Here is a 17,785-nt window from a genome sequence, read left to right as displayed (position 1 = left end):
CCTTACCGTTAAGTTCGAAGCAGGCAACTTCTCAGCGCCGAGCTTGTTGTATAGAAGAGGAGGGACGGATACTCAAGTCTACCGAGTGGTCCGCCCCCTTCGCCTCTCCTTCATCTATTATTGTCCTTGGGCATTTGCGATTTTCTTGGCGACTTCCTCGGTGATCAGATCCTCATATCCCTTCACATCCAGCTTGCTGAACTCGCCCACGTATTCATTCCAGATACGGTCAAACTCCGCAGGGTTTGCAAGCACCAGTTTCGGGAAGTATTTACGCTGCAAATCGCTTTTCTTCTGAGTGAAGATTTGTGCCGGTGAGCCCTGATCAATCGGAATGCTCCAAGCCGGGTACCATGGACGATCATCAGGCGCCGCAAACAATTGCGAGAAGGAATCGATGTCATAGGCTTCAAGCAGCTTCTTATCCGGTTCGGAATAAGACATTTTGGCAACCTCAGGCTGGCGTCCTGCACCGACGGAATTACCGTCAGGAAGCGTGGAGCCATTGCCGTAACGAGGCCAGTTGTATTCAAAGTACTTGAAGCCGAACGACTCGCGGAAGGCTTCCGTATTCGTCTGTGTGATCTGCTCTTCCGTACGGTAGAAGCGGCCGTTCTCATCAACGGAATACGTCTCGTCCTTGATGCCCCAGTTCGACAGAACCTGGTTCTCGTCCGTAAGCAGGTTGTTGAAATATTTCACAATACGCTCTGGATCCTTCGCACTGACGGAGATTCCTACGCCGCGGTTGTTAACAAAGGATGGCGGATCGAGATACTGGTCCTTGATATTCTCATCGTAGACGATCGGCAGCGCCATATATTCGAGATCGTCGTTACCCGATGCGTTGGCTGTTTCGCGCAGGTTATTCATCGATTGGCCTACCTGCCATCGATAGTCGAAGAAGCCGAGCACCTTACCGGAAGTCAGTTTGGCAAGGTATTGATCATAGTTGTCCACGAAAGAGGATTTATCAAACAACCCCTCTGTATTGAGCTTGTTCAGCTCCTGCAGGTAGCGCTTCGTAATGTCATCGTCCGCATAATCGTTCGCTACGTGGGTCTCCATGTCGATGATGATCCCGCCATCGTTCGGATATCCGGCCAAGTGCATCGGGGCATTGGTCAGTGCAAAAAATTTATCCTGTGTTGTCAGTGCCAGGTACCCGGTCAAGCCTTCCTCCGGATGCTTCTTCACGTAGTCGCGAATCAGGCCCAGGTATTCATCGAAGGTCTTGATCTTCGGGTAACCCGCTTCCTTCAGAACACGTCGTTGAATCCAGAATGCACCCTGCTCAATGTTTGGAGCAGACGTGTACTCTCCTACCACCGCGCTCAGCGGCAGGAAGTAGATGTTGCCATCCTCGGCTTTCATCAGGTTGTAATACGGCTCGTATACACGCTTGATGTTAGGTCCATACTTATCAATCAGATCATTCAAGGGGATAAAGGCGCCCGCGCCAACCAGCTTGTCAATCGAGTTCCCCGGTACGATGACATCCGGATAATCGTTGCTGGCGATGAAGGTCCCCACCTTCGTGTTCTCATCCCCTACCAGATGCTCCATCTTAAAGTTCACGCCAGTTTGATCTTCGAAGATCTTACCGATGGTGGTTTCGTTCGTATTTTTGTCCTTGCCTGCTGCTGCGTTGAAATACGTGAAGGTGACCTTCTCTTCCTTCTTCTCGCCTTCGCCACCAGCCGCCGGCGTGTTGTCCGCGGTTTGATTGTCTTTTCCGCCGCAAGCTGCCAGAAGAGATACCATCATGACTACGGTCAGACAGCTCATCCAAAATTTCTTATTCATGCTCTTGACCTACCCCTTTCGGTCTTGTTTAATTGTAAGCACTTTCATTATAAGAGAGCCCTTGAGCGATTTTCACCCGTCAATCTTTAGGTGATACTTAGAAAACTATAGAACTGTGTCCAGCGGCAGAAAAAAAAGGCTGTACGGGCATCATGCAGGGCAGGTTTCTCCCTGCAACAAACAAATCCTGCTTCTGGTCATTCCAAACCGGAATGCCAAGCAGGATTTGCCGCCGTTATTGTTCGATGGGAATGGACAGCTGGACCCGAGTGCCTTGTCCCGGCGAGCTGTCGATTTCAAACCGGAACCGGCTTCCGTAGTACAGCTTCAATCGGTAGATCACATTCTGAATGCCGATCCGCTCCCCCATCTCATCCTCGGTATCGAGATAACGGCAGATGCGTTCGACCTGCTCCGCGGACATGCCGGCCCCGTTATCCTGAATGGTACAGATGAGCGATCGACCCTCGCGTACGATATGCACTTCAATGCGTCCCCCGTGCTTCAGCGGCTCAATGCCGTGAATGCTGGCATTCTCCACGAAGGTAACAATCGCCATTTTGGGTAATTGCAGGTGACCCTCTTCTGCGGGTGCGTGGACCGTATAATCAATCTTGTCCCCAAACCGGTATCTCTGGATTTCAAGGAAACAGTGGATAAACTCCACCTCTTCCTTGAGCGTCACCATATCTTTTTTCCAAACTAATGAATTACGGAAAATCTTGGCCATGTTATGAATGATTCTTGCCGTCTCATCCTCATCCTTCATCAGGCTCCGCATGCGGATGGTCTCCAAGGCGTTAAAGAGGAAATGCGGGTTAATCTGGCTCTGCAGTGCATTCAATTGCGCGTGCCTTCGCTGCAGCTCCAAATTTTTCTTCTGGATATCCGCCACGTATACGTCATTGATCAAGCTTTCGAGCTGCAGCGTCATCCGGTTGAATTCACCCGTCAGCTGGCCGATCTCGTCGCGCGCCTCCGCTTCTTCAATCGTGTCATAATTCTGGTTCTTAACCTTCTTCATATGCTTGAGTATGCGTACCAGCCGCACGCTTAGGGAACGGCTAATCCAGACGATCACCAGGGTGGGGAGCAGAAAGTTCAAGCAGGTCAGCACAATGACAAACCGCAGGGATTGCTGGACATCCCGCAGCACCACATCCTCAGGCGTCACCGCCACCATCGTCCAGGAGTTCAGATTGTTGGTTGTGAAGCTGTCGGTACGAAACTCCAGAAACTTGTCCTCATGCTCGATGCTGCTGTACGGCACGGAGCCCTGCATGACGTTGACGTTCGAATCTGTGGTGTATTCAATATTTCCGGCGCCGCTTAGCAGGTACACCTTGCCCTGCACGTTCAGATTGCTCATAATCTGCCGGATCGAGGGCATCCGCATATCAATCTTGAGATACTTGGTATAGTCATTCTGGGAGTTGAAATAATTCATGCTCCGGATGATGCTGAAGCTGTCCAATTGGCCGTTTCCACCCGTGCGCATCACGATCGGTTGAGTCACGTTCTTGCCCGCGATCAATTTGTACCAGGCCTCTTCCTTCACCTGGTCATCGATGTAATTGATGCCCCCGGAATACAGCAGGGTCGGATTGTCCACATATACCGTAATTTCGCTGACTGAGTTGTATACGGCGCTACCCGAATTCAAAATGCGGCGAAGATAGCTGTCATAAGCCTCAATATAATCGGCGGGGTGGTCGTACCCCGTCTCCACGATCTCGTTCAATTGAACATCCGTATAGAAGACCGAGGAGATCTCCAGGGCATCCTCGACTTCTCGGCGGAATTCGTTCTTCATCTGCTCAAGCGCTACGGTTATATCCTGGATCCGCTGCTCCCTCACGCTGCCGGATGTCACATTATAGAAGATCAGGTTGGTGATCAGAATCGGCAAAAAAACAGCCAGGAAATACATCAGCAGCATCTTGTCCCGCAGGCGGACATTGTTTAAGCTTGGCTTCATCGATTCGTCCCTTCGGACGCTGCCTCCTTCATCAAGCGGCTCCGATATTCACTTGGCGTCATCCGCTCAATCTTCTCGAATTGCGTGACAAAATAGTCCGGGTTGCCGAAGCCTACGCGTTCGGCCACCTCATAGATGCGCAGGTCCGTCTGGCGCAGCAATCGCTTGGCTTCATTTACGCGCAGCTGCAGCAGGAAATCATTAAAGTACACGCCGTATGCTTTTTTAAACAGCTGTCCCAGATAGACCGGGTTCATATAGAACTTTCCCGCGATGCTCTTCAGACTGATATTCTCATGAAAGTTAGCCTCAATATAATTCCGGATCTTCTGAATTCCGCCCTTGTGCTGCTCCTTGCGAAGATGTGAAATATAGTTTGCGCTCTCAACTGCAAAATCGGTAAACAGACGCTTCAGCTCACGCAGCGACAGATTGCGGTCATGCCACTCGGTCATCGGCTCCAGGCTGGACAGCCGGCTCTGATCCCCCTCCATGCTGCTAAGCACCCGCACCACGCCCAGTACGCATTGGTTGATCGCCATCTTCACGGCTTCAGGCGCATACAGCTTCGCCTGGAAGGATTGAAACAATAATGTGATCGTCTCCTCCAGCTTGGCGAAATGCAGCTCTTCGATCTGCTCCAGCAGCAGCTCGTAGAGGCTCTCCTCCAGACCGATATATTGCAGCGCATGCAGAGCGGCTTCCTCATGGATTACGATGCCGCTCTCATCATAGACGTACTTGTATAACAAGGCTTCTTTGGCCGTTTCATAGGCATTCTGGATAAGGGACAGCTGCTGAACCGGTTGACCGAAATAGACAAAGATCCTATCGTTATCAGTAATGAGCGATTGTTGAATGCGTCTGGCGAATTCCCGCTGACAATCCTGAGAAGATTGCAGAATACGCCCCGGTACGATGATGCCGATTCGATTGCGATGCTCATGCAAGTAGAAGGGCTGAGCTCCATTCGTGACGGCAAGGAGCGCCTCTTCCACCCGGTCCTTGAACTCGCCTCCGCCCGCTTCACCCTCGTCCTTTGATAGCGGTAGGTCATTCCGCTCGACGAAGACGTAGAACAGTCGGTCCTCGGGCAAGAGCTCAAGACGCCGCTCCCATTCCTCCAGCAGCGCCTCATCCGCTTCCCCTATAATCAGCGACTCCATCAAGGCGCCGGACAACAGACGTTCTTCTCGCAAGCGTGCCTCGCGGTCAGACTCCAGCCGTCCGCTGAGCCGGACCAGCGCATTACTGAATTCCAGCTCGTCAATCGGCTTCAGAATGAAGTCGTGTACACCGTAACGAACCGCCTGCTGCGCATAGTTAAAGTCATCGTATCCGCTTACAATAATAAAATAAGGCTTCACGATATCCTGCGTGACAACTCGCCTGATCAGCTCAAGTCCATCCAGCACCGGCATGCGGATATCGGTAATGACCACATCCGGCTGAAGCCGTTCAATCAGCTCCAGCGCATCTTCGCCGTTATCCGCCTCATCTACGATTTGAAAGCCGCAGGCTTCCCAATCTATCAGCTTCAGCAGCCCTTTGCGCGTAAACACCTCGTCATCCACCAATATCGCCCGGTTCAAGTGCACGGTATGTCCCCCTCGCCTTTTGTTCCCATCTGCCTACCAACCCATGCCTATCCGTCAGTCGGCAAACGCTTTCATATAGTAAGTCTATTGTTCATGCTCTGCGCGAAATTGTCAACGAATTTGAAAATAACGCTCGGCATTAAGGTAGCAGATATCCTGGATAATGGCACCGATATAATCGTAATCCGCGGGTACCTCCCCTTCCTTGATCCAGTCCCCGAACAGACGGCACAGCACTCGCCGGAAATATTCATGCCTTGGGAACGACATGAAGCTCCGTGAATCCGTCAGCATGCCGACAAAGGTGCTGATGAGCCCCATGGAAGACAGCGCGGTAAGCTGCTTCAGCATGCCTTCCTTCTGATCGTGGAACCACCAGGCCGACCCGAGCTGAAGCTTGCCCTCAACGCCAGCCGCCTGGAAATTCCCGATCGTGGTAGCCAGCATTTCGTAATGAGACGAATACAAGCTGTATACAATCGTTTGCGGAAGCTGATCGCTGCTGTCGAGTCTGCTCAGGAATCCGTTCAGGCTCTCTGCCAGATGAAAATCCATAATCGAGTCATACCCGCTATCCTTGCCGATCTTCGCGAACATACGCGCATTATTGTTCCGGATCGCCCCAATATGCAGCTGCATGGTCCAGCCCATCGCGTGATACATCTCGCCCAGCTTAAGCAGGGTATGCGTGCGGTATTTCCGTTCTTCGAGCGGCGTTATGCTGAGACCGCTGATGGCTTTGCCGTAAATGTCTGCAACCTCTTTCTCCCCTGCCGGTTCATAAGGAAAACTGCCAAAGCCGTGATCCGACAGGCGGCAGCCATGATCGTGGAAATATTGTATCCGATGCTGCAGAGCTTCCAGCAATTCCTGGTAGGTATCTACAGCTTGATCTGCCGTGGATCCCAGTGTCTCCACATAGGAGGTGAAATCGGGATGGGTCAGGTCCAGCACCCGATCCGGACGGAATGCAGGCGCTACGATGGTGGTCAATTCCCCGTTCTCCCGAATGGCACGGTGGAACTCCAGCGAATCGAGCGGATCATCCGTGGTGCAGGCTACTTTCACTTTGAATTTATCCAGAATCCCGCCTGCCCGTAAGGAAGGACTCTTGAGCTGTTCATTGCAGGTCTCCCAGATTTCCCTGGCATTGCCTGAGGTTAGCCGCTCCTGAACCCCGAAGTAACGCGCCAGCTCCAGATGCGTCCAGTGATACAGTGGATTGCCGACCAGACGCGGAACGCAGCCTGCCCAGGCCATAAACTTCTCTTCCGGGCTTGCACTGCCTGTAATCAGCTCTTCGTTGACACCGAGCCAGCGCATGGCTCTCCATTTGTAATGATCTCCCTCCAGCCATATCTCTGTCAGGTTATCGAATTGCCGGTTGATCGCGATATCCTTCGGGTTTAGATGATTGTGATAATCGAATATCGGCATGCCTTCCGCATAATCATAAAAAAGTTTCTTGGCACTGTTGCTGTTCAGCAGCAGATTTTCCGTATCCAAACGGCTCATGTGATTGCCCTCCGATTCTTATTTAGATTTTCAGTTCCATACTACCATACAAGTATGGTAGTATGGAATACATTAGGAGGTGATGCCGTGGTAGAATCTTTGCGTTTACAGCCAGGGTCGGCCGGACATATCGTGTACTCCCAGCTTAAGCAGCAAATTGTGAGTCTCGAGCTCCCCCCCGGAACCGCTCTATCCGAGAAGGAGGTTTCCCTTTCATTCGAAGTTAGCCGAACACCGGTGCGGGAAAGCTTTGTCCGCCTGGCTCAGGAGGACCTTGTTGTTGTGCTTCCCCAGCGCGGCACGCGGGTCTCGCTCATTGATTCGGAGCTGGTCGAGGAAGCCCGCTTCATGCGGGAGCAGCTTGAGAAGGCTGTCGTCCGTCTTGCCTGCGAGAGCTTTCCGGAGGATAAACTTCTTGAGCTGGAACGGAATCTGTCCGAGCAAAGCGAGAGCATCGAGAAACATGACGGCAAGCATATGTTTGAACTGGATGAAACCTTTCACCGGATTTTGTTTGAAGGCTGCCGCAAGGTAGGTACCTGGAATGTGCTGCAGCAGATGAATGCTCATCTGAACCGGAGCCGGATGTTATGGCTGTCCGCCGATCCGAATTGGACCAACCTGTACGAGCAGCATCGGGAGATCGTGGACGCGATCCGGCGCCATGACGCTGATCATGCAGAGCGTGAGATGCAGGAACATCTCAGCCTGATCATCTCCAATCTGGCTGTGCTGAAAGAAAAGCATCCCGATTATTTTAAATAAGGCATAAGCGGCGGGTGCGGGTGCACCTCCTTGTCCGTCCGCAGCCTTCCATCTTGGCTGTACCATCGTAATTGCAGATTTCCGGCAGCTGTTGCGTTAACTCCTTAAACTTATAAAGGCGGTGAAGAAATGCGCATGGTATTCAGGTGGTTCGGCGAGGGTAATGATACGGTCTCGCTGGATCAGATTAAACAAATTCCCGGCGTGGAGGGCATCGTATGGGCACTTCACGATATTCCTGTCGGTGAAGAATGGCCGATGGAGCGAATTGGAGAAGTTGTGGACCAAGCTAAAGCGTACGGACTTCATGTGGACGTCGTGGAAAGCGTGAATGTCCACGAGGATATCAAGCTCGGCCTCCCATCACGCGACCAATACATAGCCAATTACATCCGGACGATTGAGAAATTGGGTCAGGTCGGCGTCAAAGTCATCTGCTACAATTTCATGCCGGTGTTCGACTGGGCTAGAACTGATCTTCACAAGCAGGCGCCGGATGGATCCACGGCTCTCTTCTTCGAGAAGGCCAAGATCCACGGCACCGACCCGATGGAGCTGGTTCAGACGATCAACCGGAACAGCACCCTGACCATGCCAGGCTGGGAGCCGGAGCGATTGGCGCATCTGACGTCCTTATTCGAGGCTTACCGCGGCGTTACCGAGGAAGATCTGTGGAGCAACCTTGAATATTTCTTAAGCGCCGTCATTCCGGCTGCCGAGAAGAATGGCATTCGAATGGCCATTCATCCGGATGATCCGCCTTGGCCGATCTTCGGTCTGCCGCGAATCATCACCAGTCAGGAGAATCTGCGCAGATTCCTCCATCTGTATGACAGCCCGGCGAACAGCCTGACCCTGTGCAGCGGGTCGCTCGGCGCCAATCCGGACAACGATATCGTCTCCATGATCCACGAGTTCCATGACCGGATTCCATTCGCGCATATCCGAAATGTCCGCGTCTACGAGAATGGCGATTTCATGGAGACGTCGCACCGGACCGAAGACGGGACCGTGGATATATCCGGTATTGTGCAGGCTTATCATGACAACGGTTTCACCGGATATGTAAGACCCGATCACGGACGGCATATCTGGGGTGAGCAATGCCGCCCGGGTTACGGTCTGTATGACCGGGCCTTAGGCATTATGTATCTGTGGGGGCTGTGGGACGCATACAGCCGTGAGCGTGCAGAGAGCGCAGCCGAGCGGAAGGAGGCTGTTCAATGAGCGAGGTTCATATTCATGTTGCAGGAGCTTCCGGGCCAGGATCAGGAGAAGCTATCCCTGAAGACACGCCGCAAAATACCCCGTCACTTCCGCTCCATCCGTCACTAAAGGGAAAGACGGTTGTCATTACGGGCGGCTCCGGGGTGCTGTGCCGGGCGATGGCCCTTGAACTGGGACGGCAAGGCGCCAAGGTGGCTGTCTTGAATCGCACGGCCTCGAAGGGCCAGCAGGTGGCCGACGAGATTATCGCCGCCGGCGGTGCTGCGATTGCCGTTCCGTGCGACGTGACGGATGTTGAGAGCGTCCGCGAAGCCGAGAAGGCTGTACGCGAAGCCTATAGCCCCTGCGATATCCTCATTAATGGAGCCGGCGGCAACCGTAAGGATGCCAACACAACCCATGAAATCTACCGGCCGGAAGATGCGGGGGCGCCGGATCCGGAGGTTACAACGTTCTTCGGGTTAAGCGTGCCGGGCTTCCGCAGCGTGTTCGACCTGAACTTCATCGGCACCCTCATTCCGACGCAAATCTTTGCGGAGGGGATGCTGGGGCGTCCCGGGGCCGTCGTGCTGAACGTCTCGTCCATGAGCGCGCCAAGCCCGATGACCAAGGTTCCGGCTTACAGCGCAGCCAAAGCGGCCATCAACAACTTCACGCAGTGGTTGTCGGTTCATCTCGCGGAATCGGGCATTCGTGTGAACGCGATTGCGCCTGGCTTCTTCCTGACCGAGCAGAACCGCAACCTGCTGACCCATAGCGATGGTTCGCTAACCGAACGCTCTCATAAAATCATCTCGCATACTCCCATGAGACGGTTCGGCGTACCCGAGGATCTGCTCGGTACGCTGCTCTGGCTCGTGGACGATCAGACCTCCGGGTTCGTCACGGGAACGGTGATCCCTGTGGACGGCGGTTTCATGGCTTATTCCGGCGTATAACGAATCGCATACGGTTTCATCAGCAAAAGGCCTTCCCAAGATTATCTGATCTTGGGAAGGCCCTTTTTTACTAAATATAAGCGTTGTTTCTTATGTGGAGTGGTATCCCCACTCGATTTACAGCACAGCCTCCGGCTTAAAAAAGGTCGGCAAATATTTCTTGTTCGCCTCCAGCATCTCATCGAGCAGCTGCTTCGCTACCGTCACGGACGGTACCAGCGGATGATGAACCAGCGCTTGCAGAGCAATGCCGCGATCACCGGTAATGGCGGCTTCAATCGTTAATTGTTCGTACACTTTCACCGCATGCATCAGCCCTTTTACATGGGAAGGAACCTTTTGCGGTACGAGTGGAATTGGGCCCTGGCCTGTCACCACGCAGTTGATCTCAATGCTGGCATCCGCAGGCAGGAAGTCGTAGATGTTTCCATTGGACACATTCAATGTCTGGATATCATGGCGGTCATTGTAGATCGAGGTCATCAGGTTAACAGCCGCTTCGGAATAGTAAGCACCGCCCCGCTGCTCCAGCTGCTTCGGCTTCTCCGCCAAATTCTCGTCCTTGTAGAGCTCGAACAGCTCCTGCTCTACCCGGCTAACCACGTCCGCTCGGGTCCCGTCCTTCTCCAGTGATGCCTTCATATCCGCGAGCATCGTATCCGTCATGTAGAAGTATTTAAGGTAATACGTCGGAATGGCTCCCAGCGAACGGATGAAGTCGGCATCCCATCCAAAGGTCGGCACGTTCTTGGCCGTATACGACTTGCCGCCGTCCAGCAGCTCCGGCATCTTCTCTTCGCCGTTGACGATGGCCGAGGTCACCCAGTGAAGATGGTTGATGCCAACAAACTCGGCTAGAACATCCTTCTCGGACACGCCATATTCAGCCGCGAGAAACTTCTGGAAGTTAATCGGGGAGTTGCACAGTCCTACGGACTTGACCTTGCTGTGCTTCGCAACAGCCTCGGTTACAATTCCGGCCGGATTCGTAAAGTTAAGCATCCACGCATTCGGCGCCAGCTCCTCGATATCGCGGCAGATGTCCAGAATGACAGGAACAGTGCGCAGTGCCTTCAGCATTCCTCCCGGACCCGTCGTCTCCTGACCGATGACACCATGCATAATCGGAATATGCTCATCCTGTTTACGTGCGGCCAGCAAGCCGACACGCATCTGAGTCGTTACAAAGTCAGCGCCTGCTATCGCTTGTCTGCGATCCAGTGTGAGATGAACCTCAATCGGCAGGCCGGACTCTTTTACCATGCGCTTCGCCAGATTTCCTACGATCTCCAGCTTATGCTTGCCCTCTTCAATATCTACGAACCATAGTTCACGAATCGGCATCTGCTCATAATTGCGAATGAAACCTTCAACAATTTCCGGGGTGTACGAGGACCCTCCCCCAATGACCGCTATCTTCAATCCTGCTGCCATGTTCATCGCCTCCAAGATATGATATCCATATGATCTATTCCATCGCTAAGCTGGTCAGGCCGTGGTTACCTGTTCGAACGTAAAAGCCTTCAGTTTGGCTTCCGTCTCTGCAGCCACGGTAACCCCATCGGCATCCATCGCACAGAGAAGTGCGCCGGAAACCGGATCGGAGGTCAGTCTTACACATGCTGCATGCGGTGCACGGACTGCAACGACCCGTTCAATCGCATCCGTCAAAATGGAGCTGTTCGGTCTGTTCAGCACACTGCCGATATAGACAATGTCAAAGGCTTCATCGGTCATATCCAGCCGCCGGATGAGCGTGCATACCGCATTGGCCAGCTCTTCGCCTTCGTTCTGAAGAATCCGGGTCGCTACCTCGTCGCCGGCTTCGGCTGCCTGGAACAAGGTTTTCACCAGGCTTGGCGGAACCGAAGATTTACCGTAGAGAACATCCTCGTACATCGGTTCCACGGACGCATATCCCATCTGCTCCAGAACGAGCGAAGTCAATAAAGTTGCCGGTCCCCGCTCGTCCCAAGCCCGAATAACCGCCCGGAAGGCCAGCTTCGCGAACCCCGAACCGCCTGCGTATCCGTCTCCATACAGGAATCCAAAGCCCCCATACTGAAGCTCTGCTCCCGCGCGATTGCGCGCCGCGCTGTTAAAGCCCGTACCGCAGATCAATGCAGCTCCATATGGACGGCTCGTTCCTGCCCGCATACCGATAATGGTATCGCATGCGATACCATGTCTGGCATAGCCCAGCGCTCCGATCATGGGGCGCAGAATCTCATAATCTGCTTCCCGGTCCGCTCCAGCCAAGCCGAAATAGGCATAACTTATATCTTCTTTGGCAGCACCAGCCTGTTGAAGAGCTGCATCACAGGCTTCCTCAATGTTACGGGCCGCATGTTCACGGTGAATCTGGTGATTACCGTTACCAGAAGCCCCCTTGCCAAGAATGTTCCCTTGTTCATCACAGATTACAGCGTGCGTCTTGCTGCCGCCGGCATCTACACCCAGATACAAACTCATGGACTTCACTCCTACCCGCCTATAGCGGCATCATGGTGGTATATATCCAAGATACCGCTTCCACCGTGCTCCATCTACTGCTATACCATCGAGGTGTGATACTATCTTACTGTTTCTCAGGCTTCGTGGTTGAAGGAATAACGGGACGGCCCGCATACGCGTGCTCCCGAATTTCGCTTGGCGATGCCCCGACATGCTGCTTGAACAAGCGGTTGAAGTTGGACAAATTCCGAAATCCGCAGGTTTCCGCAATCTCAATGATCTTCTGATCGGTTGTCTCCAGCAGATGCACGGCATGGGTTAGGCGCAGCTGGATCAGGTAATGGTGCGGGGACGTTCCAACCGCCTGCTGGAAGAGTGCGCTGAACCGGGAAGGACTCAGGTGTGTCAAATCCGACAGCTCCTGCAGCGTCCAGCCGTAATCCAGGTGAAGCTCCATCGTGCGCAGGACTTCTTTTAACGCGTGCATTCCCCTGCCCTTGATCGGTCGGTTCTCCTGGATCGGAGTTGACAGGTGGCGGTTCGCCAAACTAAGGAATCGAATCAGATCCGAACGGATCAGACTCATGTAAGAGGTGCCCCGCGCTTCATTCTCGTCCATCATGCGCCGGAGCAGCAGGGCCAATTCATCGTGGACCGGAGACTGCCGGTCCACGTTCCCCAGCGAACGGAACGGAGCCATCAAATCCGGATCGAACTTGAGATCAATGGACAGCAGCGAAGGCTCGAACATAATGACATCCATGACGAGGTTCTCCGTTTCATAGGCCCGGTGCAGATCATTGCTGTTAATGAAAATAATGTCCCCCTGCTGAAAAGGCAGCTTCATCCCGTTGATCAGAATAAATCCGATGCCGCTGCGAATATAGTTAAGCTCCAGAGCATGGTGCCAATGCAGGCGCTGGGCTCCGGCAAATATACCGTGCGTGGTCGATGCAGTGAAAGGAAAGGCAGCATTCGTAAAAACGATGGCATCCGGAACAACGCTCTGCGGACGATTCACACACATTCACCTCCATGGCCCTCAATATCGATACGAGTTCGTGATTTACCCACATCGTACCATGAGCCGCGGCAAGAAAAAAAGGACTCAACTTCAAGCAGTGTGCCGCCTGAAGCAAGTCCTTTTAAAGTTCATTAAGATAATGTAAGCTCAACGGCCCAGCCGAACGGGTCCTCCGCCGTTCCAAGCTGGATGCCCGTGATCGCATCATATACACGTCTGGAGAGTTCGCCCGTTGCTCCCTCGCCAATCACCAATTGCTCGTCTTCCCACTCCAGGGAGCCGATGGGTGAAATAACCGCTGCCGTGCCGGTTCCAAATGCTTCGGTCAGCAATCCGCTGCGATGGGCTTCCACGATCTCATCAATGGAAAGCGCACGTTCTTCCACAGGAATGTTCCAATGCTGGAGCAGCTGAATGACCGAGTTCCGGGTAACCCCGTCCAGGATGCTTCCGTTCAGTGCCGGGGTCACCACTGTGTCGCCAAGCTTGAAGAACACATTCATGCTGCCGACTTCCTCAATATATTTGCGGTGCACGCCGTCGAGCCATAACACCTGGGAATATCCCTTCAGGGTGGCTTCATCCTGTGCCTTCAAGCCTGCCGCATAGTTGCCTGCCGTCTTGGCGTTACCCACTCCTCCGGCTACCGCGCGTACATATTTCGGCTCGACATAAATGCTCACCGGATTAATGCCTTCCGCATAATACGAGCCGACAACCGACAGGATGATCATGAACTTGTATTGCAGGGACGGCGCTACACCAAGCACCGGCTCGGTTGCAATGACAAACGGGCGGATATAGAGCGATGTTCCCGGCTCGGATGGAATCCAGTCGCGATCCACGAGCACCAGCTGTTTGAGTGCCTCCATCACCAGTTCTTCGTCGAGTGCCGGGATGCTGAGGCGATGATTGGACAAGTTAAGCCGCTGAATATTTTTGCCTGGACGGAACATAAGAATCCGCTGATCTTCTGTCAGATAAGCCTTCAAGCCTTCAAATACCGTCTGGCCATAATGAAATACCTTCGCAGCAGGATCCAATTCAATAGGCTGATAAGGAATGACACGGGGATCGTGCCAGCCTTTGCCGGCGTCATAGTCGAGAATAAACATATGATCCGTAAACACAGTGCCGAAGGCCTGTTTATGATGGCTCGGCTTCGCCTTCGGGGTATTCGTTAATTCCACGGGTATCGTGTAAGTCATGTACACACATCTCCTTAATCTGCAAACGTTTTTATTAGTTGAATCATATCAATCGATACCCTATATTAAAAATATCTGATTTATAGGGATACCATACCTTTTGGGTATGGAGAGGAGGTAGAGAGCATGGATATCCGGCAGCTACGATATTTCCTGACGATTGCGCAGGAAGGACAGATCACGCGTGCAGCGAAACAGCTGAACATGGAGCAGCCTCCGTTAAGCCGTCAGCTGAAGCTGATGGAGGAGGAGCTTGGCGTTACGCTGTTTGACCGCAGCGGCAAGCAGCTGCAGCTGACGCATGCAGGCGAGCTTCTGCAGAACAGGGCGGCATCCCTGCTAAACCAGTTTAATGAAACGCTAACCGAGGTGAAAGAGATTCACGCAGGAGTCCGCGGCATGCTCTCCATCGGCGCCGTCGTATCCTGCATTTCTCTCCTGCCGCAGCGGATCCATATCTTCCGGCAGCACTATCCGGAGGTCACCTTCAAGATTCGGGAAGGGGATCATTCCCTGCTGGCAGATCAGCTCGACAAACGCAACATTGAGCTGGCGGTAACCCGCCTCCCCTTCGAATCCAGCTTCGGGCCTGAGCGATATGCTGTGCAGCCCTTGCCTTCGGACCCCTTCGTGGCGGTCCTTCCCAGCAGTTGGGAAAGCACTGCCGCCCTGTCCGAAATCTCGATGCGCGAGCTGGCGGATTATCCGTTCCTGTCCTTAAAGACCGATCAGACGATCGGGATGCATGAGCGGGTCATACAAGAATTCAAGCGCGGCGGACTTGAACCGCGTGTCATATGTGAATGTTCCAGCGTCGCCATTATTCTGGCCTTGGTAGCTGAAGGTATTGGTACCACCATTTTACCCGAATCGGTCATGTCCTCATTCGCGATCCCCAACATCCGGACACTGTCCATCACAAGCGCTGATTTTCAGTCCGACGTCGGCATTGTCTGGCTCAAGGATCATGTACTGTCCAATCGGGCCCGGCATTTTCTAGATACCTTTATAGAATAACATTTGTTGGCGCCTGCCGTCTGCCCCGGCTTTGTCCAAGCCGTGGCGGGCGACATTCAAGGATTCGTTATTCATGGTTAACAAACTTGAAGTCACGAATCGTCCCGCACCGGTTAAATCCGATCTTTCGGTACACCCGATTGGAGTCCGGGTTGGCCTGATCGGCATACAGCATGGGGACCAGGCCATCCTGCCTCAGGACAAGTCCAAGTTCGGCCACCAACGCGCTGGCATATCCTTTTTTCCGTTCATTTCTCGGAGTGTATACGGCATTTATCCGTCCGTGTCTTGGTGACCGGTGCGCGATGTTGGCCATGGATACCGTTTGATCACCGGCAATCCATACATAGAGTCCGCCTTGTTTAATGAGGCGCTCCGCTGCCACGACCTGGCTTGCCGCATTCGCGCGCACACCGTAAGCATCTTCCGAGAAGCCTACCAGAAACCGGGCCACCTGCTGCGTATCCTCGGGTGCGGCAAGCCTAATTGCACCCTCTACATGCAGAGGCCTCTTCACGATGGGAGCATGGTAACATTCCATCGTCATATGATGACGGCAGGCCACGTTATGGGCGTCCGCATAAATCCTTGCAAACTGCTCCGCCACGTCCGGCTCTCCGGTCACTCCAGGCAGTGCAGCCTCTCCCAGCTCCCTCACCAGCTCTTGCAACAAGTCTTGACGTTCTTCGTCTGTGACCTCCCGGGCTAACCATAACCAGGCGTTCCCACGGGGAGACTGCGCAAGGATCATGCGTCCATCCAGCGATTTCAGACCAACATTCTGCGTCGATTCAGTTATGAGATGGATCAGATTGTACGAGACCTCATCCTGAATAAAATCCGCTCCATACAGCACCTCGTCCCGTGGCATCAACTTCCCAAGCATTTGTACACTCCCTCTCTCCCAGGATCAATCCTGTTTGCCAGCTGTTGGAGCTGAATCCATCCGTCATCAAGCATTGTGCGCTTGTGCGTTGCGCGTACGATGACCCTGGAAACACAAAAAAACCCCGTCCCTTGTAGGGACGGAGCCTCGCTCCGCGTTACCACCCTGATTCGCGCCGATCAAACCGGCACGCGCTCTAATCACCATCCATCAATGATGCCCCATGATAACGGCAGGGAGTTCCCGGATCCACCTCAAGACCTCAATCATCGGCAGATCTGCTCCGAGGTGATGGCCATTCATCGCCGCTGACTGCTTCGCACCATCCAGCAGCTCTCTGATTTCAGCTTCATTTACGATTCAGGCGTCCTCATCCAAGCATTTTTTCACAAAATTTTACTCAGTGTAATCCCGGCCTCACCTAGCTGTCAAGCCCCTATCCCAACATAGAAGAAATACTTGGAGTTTCCCGATCTATTTGTTATTAAAACGGAATACCAGCATATCCCCCTTCTCAGGATGGACGCCATCATGCTCCGTATACCTTCCGCCCGTGTACGTATTCAGCGTTTTGCGCCAAAAAATCTGAGTGCTCATATTACGCTCGGTCGGATTCGTCTGAAGCTCCCATGCACCTTGGAAATGATCGAACACAAGCTCAGCCGCACGTTGAGCTACACCTTGTCTTCGAAAAGTCCGAAGCACAAAAAAGTCATTCAAATAATACTGGATATTCGGTGATGGAATGTACGGTGTTGTCGCCACCAGCGCCAGCCCTGCCGCAATGCCATCCACACTGATCAAATAAGGAAAAAGAACCGATGGCTGCTCCCACCAAACATCGAGCTGCTTGGTCTGTTCGCTCAGGGTTGGCACATCCTCTTTCTCGAATACACCGAACCGGTTAGGGCGGACCCCCCATATCTCAGCAATGTCATGCAAGTACAGTGGATAGATGTTATGCAGAATAAATGACTGTTCCTTCGGGCATAAACGTACCTCAATATTCACGGTCAATCCCCTCCCTAATGAATGATGTATGTAAGGTTAGTATGTCTAGGATAACATATTTAATCTTCAAAGAGGTTTACAGGTATGTAAATTGCGTTACGAATAGGGTGAAAATATGGTAACCCTATCCTCTATTTCACCATGTTTTCAGTATATGACCTACAGCTCATCCAAAATTATGTTGAATTCTGTTATTTTATATCATGCAAATAGCGAACCGATTGTATGCATAGTCTGGCTCTTGATTTTAAGGAATACGCCTGTATGTCTTGAATTACCGCTGAACGATAAATCTGCTGTGTAAAAATGAAAAAAAGACACCCCCGAGGGTGCCTTTTCACAATGCTTCCGGCTCGGC

Annotated in this window: 14 protein-coding genes; 4 read left to right on the top strand and 10 right to left on the bottom strand. The window is 52.8% G+C overall.

Features of this window, described 5'->3' with window-relative positions; genetic code table 11:
• Nucleotides 1–117: 117 nt before the first annotated feature.
• The 4 genes from WDY75_RS01025 to uxaC all read right to left on the bottom strand — a co-directional run bounded on the left by WDY75_RS01025 (nt 118) and on the right by uxaC (nt 6,897).
• A complete protein-coding gene (locus WDY75_RS01025; protein WP_006207116.1) occupies nt 118–1,806 on the bottom strand; it encodes an ABC transporter substrate-binding protein in 1,689 nt (562 codons plus the stop codon).
• 235 nt (nt 1,807–2,041) lie between these two features.
• Nucleotides 2,042–3,784, bottom strand: coding sequence for a sensor histidine kinase (locus WDY75_RS01020; RefSeq protein WP_063478101.1), 1,743 nt, complete (start codon nt 3,782–3,784; stop codon nt 2,042–2,044).
• Nucleotides 3,781–5,382, bottom strand: a complete 1,602-nt coding sequence (locus WDY75_RS01015) for a response regulator (protein ID WP_063478102.1) — start codon at nt 5,380–5,382, stop codon at nt 3,781–3,783. The genes WDY75_RS01020 and WDY75_RS01015 overlap by 4 nt, the downstream gene beginning before the upstream one ends.
• Before the next feature lie 111 nt (nt 5,383–5,493).
• On the bottom strand, nt 5,494–6,897 hold the full coding sequence (gene uxaC, locus WDY75_RS01010) for a glucuronate isomerase (protein ID WP_063478103.1): 1,404 nt from the start codon (nt 6,895–6,897) through the stop codon (nt 5,494–5,496).
• A gap of 87 nt (nt 6,898–6,984) precedes the next feature.
• Here uxaC and WDY75_RS01005 point away from each other — a divergent pair, with 87 nt between their 5' ends.
• The 3 genes from WDY75_RS01005 (at nt 6,985) to WDY75_RS00995 (ending at nt 9,827) form a co-directional block, all read left to right on the top strand.
• Nucleotides 6,985–7,662, top strand: coding sequence for a GntR family transcriptional regulator (locus WDY75_RS01005; RefSeq protein ID WP_006207120.1), 678 nt, complete (start codon nt 6,985–6,987; stop codon nt 7,660–7,662).
• Between the two features lie 129 nt (nt 7,663–7,791).
• The gene (uxuA, locus tag WDY75_RS01000) at nt 7,792–8,889 is read left to right on the top strand and encodes a mannonate dehydratase (protein WP_036640242.1); all 1,098 of its coding nucleotides are present in this window, start codon (nt 7,792–7,794) and stop codon (nt 8,887–8,889) included.
• Nucleotides 8,886–9,827, top strand: coding sequence for an SDR family oxidoreductase (locus WDY75_RS00995; RefSeq protein ID WP_063478104.1), 942 nt, complete (start codon nt 8,886–8,888; stop codon nt 9,825–9,827). The genes uxuA and WDY75_RS00995 overlap by 4 nt, the downstream gene beginning before the upstream one ends.
• Before the next feature lie 117 nt (nt 9,828–9,944).
• On the opposite strand, the gene WDY75_RS00990 is transcribed toward WDY75_RS00995, so the two are convergent.
• The 4 genes from WDY75_RS00990 to WDY75_RS00975 form a co-directional block, all read right to left on the bottom strand.
• On the bottom strand, nt 9,945–11,261 hold the full coding sequence (locus WDY75_RS00990) for a 6-phospho-beta-glucosidase (protein ID WP_063478105.1): 1,317 nt from the start codon (nt 11,259–11,261) through the stop codon (nt 9,945–9,947).
• Between the two features lie 54 nt (nt 11,262–11,315).
• Entirely contained in the window at nt 11,316–12,299 is a 984-nt protein-coding gene (locus tag WDY75_RS00985) for an N-acetylglucosamine kinase (protein ID WP_063478106.1), read from the bottom strand.
• Nucleotides 12,300–12,405: 106 nt separating this feature from the next.
• A complete protein-coding gene (locus tag WDY75_RS00980) occupies nt 12,406–13,308 on the bottom strand; it encodes an AraC family transcriptional regulator (protein WP_063478107.1) in 903 nt (300 codons plus the stop codon).
• 128 nt (nt 13,309–13,436) lie between these two features.
• Nucleotides 13,437–14,513: a branched-chain amino acid aminotransferase gene (locus WDY75_RS00975; protein ID WP_063478108.1), complete on the bottom strand. Its 1,077-nt coding sequence runs from the start codon at nt 14,511–14,513 to the stop codon at nt 13,437–13,439.
• A gap of 126 nt (nt 14,514–14,639) precedes the next feature.
• On the opposite strand from WDY75_RS00975, the gene WDY75_RS00970 reads away from it, so the two are divergent.
• A complete protein-coding gene (locus tag WDY75_RS00970; protein WP_063478109.1) occupies nt 14,640–15,530 on the top strand; it encodes a LysR family transcriptional regulator in 891 nt (296 codons plus the stop codon).
• 67 nt (nt 15,531–15,597) lie between these two features.
• Here the strand turns inward: WDY75_RS00970 and WDY75_RS00965 are convergent, their stop codons facing one another.
• Complete coding sequence (locus WDY75_RS00965; RefSeq protein ID WP_063478110.1) at nt 15,598–16,416, bottom strand: GNAT family N-acetyltransferase; 819 nt, start codon at nt 16,414–16,416, stop codon at nt 15,598–15,600.
• Nucleotides 16,417–16,890: 474 nt separating this feature from the next.
• Complete coding sequence (locus tag WDY75_RS00960; RefSeq protein ID WP_006207129.1) at nt 16,891–17,427, bottom strand: GNAT family N-acetyltransferase; 537 nt, start codon at nt 17,425–17,427, stop codon at nt 16,891–16,893.
• Nucleotides 17,428–17,785 lie beyond the last annotated feature (358 nt).

Source organism: Paenibacillus glucanolyticus (genome assembly GCF_037333485.1).
In the GTDB taxonomy this organism is placed as follows: domain Bacteria; phylum Bacillota; class Bacilli; order Paenibacillales; family Paenibacillaceae; genus Paenibacillus_AQ; species Paenibacillus_AQ glucanolyticus.
Note: the sequence above shows the minus strand (reverse complement) of the source record. Positions and strands in the feature narration are given on the sequence as shown.

What these genes read in the sequence shown, in the direction of transcription:
- WDY75_RS01025 (WP_006207116.1), bottom strand. Translation starts at nt 1,806, where the DNA reads ATGAATAAGAAATTTTGGATGAGCTGTCTGACCGTAGTCATGATGGTA.
- WDY75_RS01020 (WP_063478101.1), bottom strand. Translation starts at nt 3,784, where the DNA reads ATGAAGCCAAGCTTAAACAATGTCCGCCTGCGGGACAAGATGCTGCTG.
- uxaC (WP_063478103.1), bottom strand. Translation starts at nt 6,897, where the DNA reads ATGAGCCGTTTGGATACGGAAAATCTGCTGCTGAACAGCAACAGTGCC.
- uxuA (WP_036640242.1), top strand. Translation starts at nt 7,792, where the DNA reads ATGCGCATGGTATTCAGGTGGTTCGGCGAGGGTAATGATACGGTCTCG.
- WDY75_RS00995 (WP_063478104.1), top strand. Translation starts at nt 8,886, where the DNA reads ATGAGCGAGGTTCATATTCATGTTGCAGGAGCTTCCGGGCCAGGATCA.
- WDY75_RS00990 (WP_063478105.1), bottom strand. Translation starts at nt 11,261, where the DNA reads ATGGCAGCAGGATTGAAGATAGCGGTCATTGGGGGAGGGTCCTCGTAC.
- WDY75_RS00985 (WP_063478106.1), bottom strand. Translation starts at nt 12,299, where the DNA reads ATGAGTTTGTATCTGGGTGTAGATGCCGGCGGCAGCAAGACGCACGCT.
- WDY75_RS00980 (WP_063478107.1), bottom strand. Translation starts at nt 13,308, where the DNA reads ATGTGTGTGAATCGTCCGCAGAGCGTTGTTCCGGATGCCATCGTTTTT.
- WDY75_RS00975 (WP_063478108.1), bottom strand. Translation starts at nt 14,513, where the DNA reads ATGACTTACACGATACCCGTGGAATTAACGAATACCCCGAAGGCGAAG.
- WDY75_RS00970 (WP_063478109.1), top strand. Translation starts at nt 14,640, where the DNA reads ATGGATATCCGGCAGCTACGATATTTCCTGACGATTGCGCAGGAAGGA.
- WDY75_RS00965 (WP_063478110.1), bottom strand. Translation starts at nt 16,416, where the DNA reads ATGCTTGGGAAGTTGATGCCACGGGACGAGGTGCTGTATGGAGCGGAT.